General features: G+C 62.4%; 7 protein-coding genes and 1 pseudogene. 7 read left to right on the forward strand and 1 reads right to left on the reverse strand.

The window, feature by feature from the left end:
* Window positions 1–20: 20 nt before the first annotated feature.
* The 6 genes from QOC89_RS27210 to QOC89_RS27235 all read left to right on the forward strand — a co-directional run bounded on the left by QOC89_RS27210 (window position 21) and on the right by QOC89_RS27235 (window position 7,413).
* Entirely contained in the window at window positions 21–890 is an 870-nt protein-coding gene (locus tag QOC89_RS27210) for a substrate-binding domain-containing protein (protein ID WP_323047863.1), read from the forward strand.
* Between the two features lie 3 nt (window positions 891–893).
* Window positions 894–2,063, forward strand: coding sequence for a Gfo/Idh/MocA family oxidoreductase (locus QOC89_RS27215; RefSeq protein WP_323047864.1), 1,170 nt, complete (start codon window positions 894–896; stop codon window positions 2,061–2,063).
* Between the two features lie 28 nt (window positions 2,064–2,091).
* Window positions 2,092–3,138: a tripartite tricarboxylate transporter substrate binding protein gene (locus QOC89_RS27220; protein ID WP_323047865.1), complete on the forward strand. Its 1,047-nt coding sequence runs from the start codon at window positions 2,092–2,094 to the stop codon at window positions 3,136–3,138.
* Between the two features lie 87 nt (window positions 3,139–3,225).
* Window positions 3,226–3,771, forward strand: coding sequence for a tripartite tricarboxylate transporter TctB family protein (locus QOC89_RS27225; protein WP_323047866.1), 546 nt, complete (start codon window positions 3,226–3,228; stop codon window positions 3,769–3,771).
* A gap of 38 nt (window positions 3,772–3,809) precedes the next feature.
* Window positions 3,810–5,321: a tripartite tricarboxylate transporter permease gene (locus QOC89_RS27230; protein WP_179738521.1), complete on the forward strand. Its 1,512-nt coding sequence runs from the start codon at window positions 3,810–3,812 to the stop codon at window positions 5,319–5,321.
* A 190-nt stretch (window positions 5,322–5,511) separates the two neighbouring features.
* Window positions 5,512–7,413, forward strand: coding sequence for a S9 family peptidase (locus QOC89_RS27235; RefSeq protein WP_323047867.1), 1,902 nt, complete (start codon window positions 5,512–5,514; stop codon window positions 7,411–7,413).
* A gap of 288 nt (window positions 7,414–7,701) precedes the next feature.
* Here QOC89_RS27235 and QOC89_RS27240 read toward each other — a convergent pair.
* Window positions 7,702–7,860 (reverse strand): annotated as a pseudogene (locus tag QOC89_RS27240) (SAM-dependent methyltransferase); the annotation flags it as partial.
* 136 nt (window positions 7,861–7,996) lie between these two features.
* Here QOC89_RS27240 and QOC89_RS27245 point away from each other — a divergent pair.
* The coding region (locus tag QOC89_RS27245) for a serine hydrolase (protein ID WP_323047868.1) at window positions 7,997–8,481 on the forward strand (485 nt) is incomplete at its 3' end.

The raw sequence follows: 8,481 nt of genomic DNA on the forward strand, positions 1-8,481 counted from the left end.
TGAAGGGCAAGGAGCGCGGCATGATCGCCGTGCTGGTCCCGCAGTTTGGCAACGAGTTCTTTACGCGTATTTGCGTCGACGTCGAAGCCGTCGCCCGTCAGGCCGGCTATGTCGTTCTCATCTGCAACAGCGACGAGAGCCTCGAGCAGGAACGGATGATCCTCGAGCGGCTTGTCGCTCAGCGCATCGACGGCTGCATTCTCTGTCCGGTGCTGTCGGGAACCGAAAGCGGCGAATTGTTGCGCAGGCACCGAATGCCGACAGTCGTGCTGGAACGCCCCGTGGGCACCGAGTTGCCTGAACGCGACTTCGTCGGGCATGACAACCGCATGACCGGCTATCTCGCCGCCCGTACGCTGATCGAAGCCGGCCATCGGCGCATCGCTTTCATCGGCTGGGATTCACCCATACCGAACATCCGGCACCGCGCCGACGGCTATCTCGACGCGTTGCGGGAGGCCGGCATCGAGCCGAAGCCAGACTGGCTCCTGCTGGGCGATCTGACCCAGAGCGAAGGCCGGCGTCTCGCGGCGCGGCTGCCCTTCGGCGACGTCACGGCCCTCGTGCTGGCCAATCACCTCGATCTTGGCAAAGGCGTGCTGATGGAACTTCAGGCACGCCACATCCGCTGGCCGGACGACCTCTCGCTGATCCTCATCGGCACGCCTGAGTGGTGCGACCTCGTCTCGCCGGCGTTGTGCTGCATCGAGCGCCCGGAGGCGGAAATGGGTCGGCATGCGGCCACACTCCTGCTGTCGAAAGTCGCTGATCCAGCGTATTCCGAGCCTCGGCTCGTGCTGCCCGTTTCGCTTCGCGGCGGGCAATCCGTCAAAGACATTTCTTCCCACGATGCGGCCCGTCAAGGCGGCCCACAACAACAGGACAGCTAAAGCATGTCGAAAGTGAGAGTAGGTCTGATCGGCTGCGGCTTCATTTCGGAGCTGCACATGCACGCTTACCGGCGCGTCTACGGCGTGAATGTCGAGGTGGTGAGCGTGGCGGCGCGCGGCGACCATGTCGTCGACTTCGCACGCAAGTACGCGATTGCCGAAACCACACGCGACTACCGGACCTTGCTGGCCGATCCTCGCATCGATGTGATCGATATCTGCACGCCGCCGGACTTGCACGCCGGGATGGTCGCCGAGGTCGTGCAGGCCGGCAAACATGTCATCTGCGAGAAGCCTTTCACCGGCTATTTTGGCCGTCCCGGCGACCCGACGCCGATTGGCAAGGCCGTCCCCAAAGCGCTGATGTACGAACGCGTGATGGAAGAGATGGAGGCCACCGCGGCAGCGGTGCGGCAAAGCGGCCGCCTCTTCATGTATGCCGAAGACTGGGTCTACGCGCCGGCCGTGACCAAGGCCGCGGAGATGGTGCGCGCCACGCGCGACAAGATCCTGTTCATGAAGGCCGAGGAGAGTCACAGCGGCTCGCACGCCGCGCATGCCGCGCAGTGGGCGCAAACCGGCGGCGGCGCGCTGATCCGTCAGGGCTGCCATCCGCTATCGGCGGTACTGCATCTGAAGCGGGTCGAAGCCGAGGCACGTGGCGAACAGATCTCGGTCGCGAGCGTGGTGGCCGACGTCGGCAACGTGACCGCGCGGCTCGCGCCTGAGGAGCGTCCGTTTATCAAGGCCAATCCGTTCGATGTCGAAGACTGGGGCATGCTGAGCCTGACGTTCAGCGACGGCACGAAGGCAACCGTGTTCGCCGGCGACATGATCCTGGGCGGTGTGCGCAACGTGGTGGAGGCCTACACGAGCGGTGGCGCGCTATTCGCGAACATCACGCCGAACAACCACCTGACGACCTACATGACCGATGAGGAAAAGCTCAAGGACGTGTACATCACGGAGAAAGTCGATCGCAAGACCGGCTGGCAATTCGTCTGCCTCGAGGAGGAATGGACGCGCGGTTATCGCCAGGAGATTCAGGATTTCATGGAGTGCGTGGCATTCGGGCGGGCACCGTTGGCGGGTCTTGATCTCGCCTATGAAGCCATGAAAGTGCACTACGCGGCCTACTGGTCCGCAGATGAAGGGCGTCGCATCGACCTGTGACGTCACCCATAACGGAGGAGACTCGGACATGAAAAAACGCTTACTCGACCGTGCCGTTTCACACGCCACGAAGCCGTTCGGAAAACTGATCTTATTGGGGCTCGGCGCACTGGCGGTTTCCGGCGCGCCGGCCTTCGCCGCGGACTGGAAGCCGACCCATCCGATCAACCTCATCGTTCCATGGGCAGCAGGCGGCGCGACCGATCAGGTTACCCGGATCGCGGCTGCGGAGATGGAAAAGGCGCTCGGCCAGACCATCGTCATCGTCAATCAGCCGGGGGCGTCCGGATCGATCGGCACGAAGAGCGCGCTTGACGCGCCGCGCGACGGCTACACGTGGACCGCCGGCGCGCTGCAGGATCTGGGCAGCTACGAAACCCAGGGCATGCTGAAGACCCGGCTCAAGGATTGGCACCTGTTTCTGAGCGTGGCGAACATTCCGGTACTGAGCGTCAATCCGCAGACGCCCTATAAAACCACCCAGGAGCTCATCGCGGCGATGGCCGCCCATCCGGGCAAAATCTCGGTGGCAACGGCGGGCATCACGTCTTCGGGACACATGGCCATCGATCAGTTCGCCAGCGCGGCAAAAGTGAGCTATCGGCATGTTGCTTATGACGGCGGCAGCCCTGCCGTGGTCGCAACAGTGTCGGGCGAGACCGATGCCACCAGCCAGCTTGCGGCGGAGGAAGCCGACATGATCCGCGGCAAGCTTTTGCGCCCGCTCGCCACGATCAGCAATCAACCGCTCGTGCTGGCCGGCTACGGCACCATTCCCGCGTTGTCGCAGACGCTCCCTGGATTTAACGCGCCGGCCAACTACACGGGCATTTTCATTCCCAACGGCGTCCCCGACGATGTGGTCGCCACCGTGACGAAAATCTGGAACACCTCGATTGCGAACAGCGCAGCGCTGCGCAAGTTCGCCGAGAGCCGCGGCGCGCTGTTCACGCCGATCGACGGCGACGCGGCGCAGAAGGCGGCGTTCCCGGCGGTTCAGGCCAATGCGTGGATGCTGTTCAGAACCGGCAAAGCGAAGGTGTCGCCTGATACGGTCGGCATTCCGGCTCCTTGAGCGCGGTCGCAATGCATAGTGGTCTCGCGGTCTCAGCCACGCTCTGAGCGGCCATTTCCACGCAGCACGCACAGTGGATCAACGTCCATGAATGATTCAACGGAAGACCGGGCGCGCGACCGTGCGCCCAGCGCGCGACGCAATCTCCAGGATGCGGTTGTCTGGGTGGTATTGGGCGGGATCATCCTCGTCGCGTCGTTGTCGATGGATCGGCTGGAAAGCCAGGGGATCAATCCTTACACGGCACCGGGTCTGCTGCCCGGGCTGCTCGGCGTCGCGATGATGTGCCTTGGTGGGCTACTGGCGTTTCGCAGCATCGGCGAGGGCGCGCTGACGCGCCGCGCGCCGGTGTCGTCCGGCGTGCCGGCCGCTGGTGGGCACGCGCAGCTCCTTCGCGTGCTCGCCCTCTGCCTCATCTTTACCGTCGCGCTGCTGGGACATGGATTGCCGTTCTGGCTCGTGGGAGCGATTTTCGTGTCCACGTCGATCCTGACGTTGCAGCAGGCACAAAGACAGGCCGCGCAAGCGAGGCTGGGACTGCGCGAGATTGCGACCGCCGGGTTGATTGGTTTGGGCGCGGGCGGCGCGATTACCCTGATTTTCCAGACCTTTTTTCTCGTCCGCCTGCCATAGCGCGCGGCACAAGCGGTCGTTCAGTTGAGGAGGAAGCGATGTTTTCCGGACTTGCGGACTTTGGCCAGGCCTATCTGGGTTTCCTGAATCCAATATCGATCGCCTATGGTCTGGGCGGGACGTTCATTGGCATCATGGTCGGCTGCCTTCCTGGCCTGTCTGCCACGTTATGCATCGCATTGCTGACGACCTTGACGATCAAGCTCCCCGCGAACGACGCCATTCTCATCCTCATCTGTTCCTACGTGGGCACGCTGTATGGCGGCTCGCGCACGGCGATCCTGCTGAATATTCCAGGGACGGCGGCCAATGCCGCGTCATGCGCGGACGGCCATGCTTTGGCGCTGCGCGGAGAGGCCGGCCGTGCGATCGGCATCGCAACCTCCGGCGCGTTTACCAGCGTGTTGTTCGGCGTGCTGTGTCTCGCTGCGTTCACGCCGCTGCTCGCCAAGGTTGCATTGTCGTTCGGCGCGCAGGAATTCTTCTGGCTCGCGCTGCTGGGCGTGACCCTGTCGGGCTCGATTGTCGGAGACGACCCGCTAAAGGGCTGGCTCATGGGCATACTCGGGCTCTTCGTGGCCCAGATCGGCCAGGAGGGACTCTACGCGTACGACCGTTTCACCTTCGGCTGGAACGAACTGTCGGGCGGAATCGCGCTCATTCCCGCGCTAGTCGGCGCGTTTGGGTTCTCGGAGATTCTGACCACGCTCGCGGACCCGGTCGAACGCAAGATTGTCAGCATGCGGGACTCCTCCTTGCCGCGCTTTCGGGAAGTGCTTCAGTACTGGCCGACCGTCTTGCGCTCAGGTGTGATCGGCGTCGCGACGGGTCTGCTGCCGGGCGTCGGCGAAGACACCGGGGCCTGGATGTCGTATGCGGCGGCAAGGGCCTTCAGCCGCGAGAAGGAGAAGTTCGGTCATGGTTCGATCGACGGCCTGATGGCTGCCGAGACCGGCGACATGGCGTCGATTCCCGGCCACCTGATTCCGTGCCTCGCGCTCGGCATTCCCGGATCGGCTCCGTCGGCGGTATTGCTGGCCGCGATGATCATCCACGGGATTCAGCCTGGACCGATGTTGATGATCCAGCATCCGCAGTTTGTCTACGACGTTGTCGCCATGACCTCGCTCGCCATGGTCAGCATCCTGATCTTCGGCCTGTTCATGGTGCGCCCGCTGTTGCTGGTGTTGCGCATCAAGCGCGCGATTCTGATGCCGATCGTCTTCCTGCTCTGTACGGTTGGTGCATTTGCAGGTGCCTCGCGCCTCTTCGACGTTTATTGCATGGTTGCCATCGGTATCGGCGCCTTTTTCCTGCGCAAGCGTGGCTACCACATGGCGCCGTTCGTACTCGGACTGGTACTGGGATCCGTGCTCGACAAGAGCTTGCGCCGTGGCCTCGTCCTGACCGAAGGGAGTATCGTGCCCTTCTTTACGCGGCCGATCTGCATGGGGTTTGCGCTTGTCACCCTCGTGACGATGCTGCTTTACGTCCCCGCGTGCCGTCGGATCGTGAGTCGGGCGATGTCCGCCGTGCGCCTGCCGGGCTGACGATTCGTCGTGTATTTGTTCTGTGGCGATTGCGTGGCGCAACGTCAGACACGCCGTCGTTCAGGCCGATGGCTTCACGCTGCCTGAACGCTATCCGCGCGGGCAATCAGCCGCCCCCGTTTTTGCTGCAACGTGCAGTCTGCGAGAAAACCCTCGATCATGGTCAAATACGGCTTTTGAGGAGGACTGCATGAGTGCCGCAAAAGATACGAACGAAGCCGCTGACCGGACCGCCAGACTCTATCCGGTGCGCGACTTTTTCCGCAGGCCTGAGAAGCACGATTTCACGATTTCACCGGATGGCCGGCATCTGTCGTTTCTGACCCGGCACGCGGGTCGCCAGAACATCTTCGTGCAGGAACTCGGCGCCGACGGTTCGCCGCTTGGGGACGCGCGAGCGCTGACCAGCGAATCCGAACGCGACGTACCCGGGCACGCCTGGAAGGGCAACGATCGGATCCTGTTCGTCAAGGACTTCGGCGGCGACGAAAACTTTCATGTGTTGTCGGTGCCGATTCATGGCGGCGAACCGTTCGACCTGACTCCGTTCGACGGTGTCCAGGCGAGCATCGTCGACGATCTCAGGGACGATGACCGCCATATCCTGATCCAGATGAACCGGCGCGATCCGCAGGTGTTCGACGTGTTCCGTGTCGACGTGGTAACGGGCGAGTTCACACCGATCGCTGAAAACCCGGGCAACATCATGGGATGGATGACCGATCACGCCGGGCGCCTGCGCGTTGCGTCGGCTACCGACGGTGTCAACACGACGCTGCTCTATCGCGATGCCGAAACCGAACCGTTCCGCCCGATCCTGACGACGAACTTTCGCGAAACGGTGGCGCCGCTGTTCTTCACCTTCGACGATCAGCGTTTGTACGTGCTCTCCAATCGTGGCCGGGACAAGACGGCCATCTTCGAGTTCGACCCGCAAAGCGCGCAGGAGGGCGAGCTGCTGTTCGAAGCCGAACACGTGGACGTGAGCGGCCTGCTGTTTTCGGAGCATCGGCGCGTATTGACCGCCGCGTGGTACGTCGACGACCGCACGCATCGGCACTTCTTCGACGAGCGGGCCCGCTCGATCCATGAGGACTTGAAGCGTCAGTTGCCCGACCAGGAAATCACGATCACGAGCATCACGCGCGACGAGTCGCGCGCGATCGTGCATGCGTCGAGCGACCTGTCACCGGGCTCGACCTGGACCTACGATATTGCCAGCCGTCATCTTTCGAGGCTTGCCGAGCTGATGCCCTGGCTCGACACCGCGGACATGGCGCGAATGGAACCGATCCGCTTCGCCGCCCGCGACGGTCTGCAAATCAGCGGCTATCTGACCTTGCCTGCGGGCATCGAACGTGGGCAAAAGCTGGCGCAGCCGCTGCCATTGATCGTCAATCCGCATGGCGGCCCCTGGGTGCGCGATTCGTGGGGGTTCAACGCCGAAGCGCAATTGCTCGCGAATCGCGGGTACGCGGTGTTGCAGCTGAACTTCCGCGGTTCGACGGGCTATGGACGCGCGTTCTGGGAAGCCAGCTTCGGTCAATGGGGCAAGTCGATGCAAAACGACATCGACGACGGCGTCGACTGGCTCGTCACACAAGGTCTTATCGATCCTGCGCGCGTGGGCATCTACGGCGCGAGTTACGGGGGCTACGCGGTACTCGCCGGCGTGGCGTTCACACCCGAACGCTATGCCGCGGCGGTCGACTACGTTGGCGTGTCGAATCTGTTCACGTTGCTCGAATCGATGCCGCCTTACTGGAAGCCGATGATCGACATGATGTACGAGATGATCGGCAACCCGCAAACCGAGGCAGGCAAACAGGCGCTGCACGATGCATCGCCGCTGTTCTTCGCGGACCGGATCGTGACGCCGCTGTTTGTCGCGCAAGGCGCGAACGATCCGCGCGTCAAGCAGGCCGAAAGCGATCAGATCGTGAACGTGCTGCGCGAACGCGGGGTCGACGTCAAGTACATGCTCAAGGACAACGAAGGTCACGGCTTTCACAACGAAGAGAATCAGTTCGAGTTCTACGAAGCCATGGAAGCGTTCCTCGCGCAACATCTGGGCGGCCGCTCGGCAACCTAGCGCCGAAGGCTTGGCAATCAGTCAGCGAACGGCGGTTCAGGCGCGATGTGGGCGCCAACCGCCAACCGCCAACCGCCAGGCGCTGAGTGCGTATGGGCGCATGTTTGCTCGCTGCGATCAACGTTGGCGTGTCGAACGCTTGCGCATACAGCGTGAAACCACCGGTTAATTTCGCTCACATACCGACAAATTTTTTGACTTGGCGACTGCGCCGCTAACAGGTTACGCTGGGTGTTTGGAGTATGCGGTGTGTCAGACAGCACGCTGTGTACTTTTAACCCAACCTTGTCCACTACCCAAGCGAGTCAGTCCGCGACCGGCCTGTTCCACGACCAGATCTTCAATGAAGCGGGCGCGCGCCACGATTGATGCGCGAAAGGGCCGCGTGAACTGCGGGTCCATGTCGCCGCGGCTGCGCCAGCCTGCGTCCGGGGCCAGCAGCTTGAGGTTGCTACTCGAAAGATTTTCTTTCGCCGCGGACAAGATATCGTCGATAGTCGATGCGGCTGGGTGCACGCATACTCCTTCCTCGGCGAACCCGCCTGGACGTAACCCAACCGCACAAAATTGACAGACCAGGGACATGAATCTCAGAACCATCAGCCTCATCGCAACCGCCTTGTTTGCCTGTGCAACCGCAGTCGTGAGCCACGCGGCCGACGATCAGCAGAGCCGGATCAAAAGTGTAGTGGACCGCGCCGTTGAACCGGTGATGGCGCACTATGGCATTCCTGGCATGGCGGTTGGCATTATCGACGGTGACAGGCACTACGTATTCAACTATGGCCTCGCGTCGACGGAAAACAGAAAGCCGGTCACGGGCGACACCTTGTTCGAACTGGGTTCTATCAGCAAGACTTTCACGGCGACGCTGACGTCCTACGCGCAGGCGAGCGGCTATCTATCTTTGTCGGATCAGACGGGTAAGTACCTTCCGTCTCTGCGAGATACCAGGTTCGGCAAAGTCAGCCTCCTCAATCTGGGCACGCACACGCCCGGCGGCCTGCCATTGCAGGTGCCCGACAGCATCCACAACAACGCACAGCTGATGCAATATTTCAGACAGTG

Origin of the sequence: Paraburkholderia sp. (assembly GCF_034668105.1) — a bacterium.
Lineage (GTDB): Bacteria > Pseudomonadota > Gammaproteobacteria > Burkholderiales > Burkholderiaceae > Paraburkholderia.

Bases quoted from the DNA above. Each gene is read 5' to 3' on its own strand.
- QOC89_RS27210 (WP_323047863.1), top strand. From the start codon at position 21: ATGATCGCCGTGCTGGTCCCGCAGTTTGGCAACGAGTTCTTTACGCGT.
- QOC89_RS27215 (WP_323047864.1), top strand. From the start codon at position 894: ATGTCGAAAGTGAGAGTAGGTCTGATCGGCTGCGGCTTCATTTCGGAG.
- QOC89_RS27220 (WP_323047865.1), top strand. From the start codon at position 2,092: ATGAAAAAACGCTTACTCGACCGTGCCGTTTCACACGCCACGAAGCCG.
- QOC89_RS27225 (WP_323047866.1), top strand. From the start codon at position 3,226: ATGAATGATTCAACGGAAGACCGGGCGCGCGACCGTGCGCCCAGCGCG.
- QOC89_RS27230 (WP_179738521.1), top strand. From the start codon at position 3,810: ATGTTTTCCGGACTTGCGGACTTTGGCCAGGCCTATCTGGGTTTCCTG.
- QOC89_RS27235 (WP_323047867.1), top strand. From the start codon at position 5,512: ATGAGTGCCGCAAAAGATACGAACGAAGCCGCTGACCGGACCGCCAGA.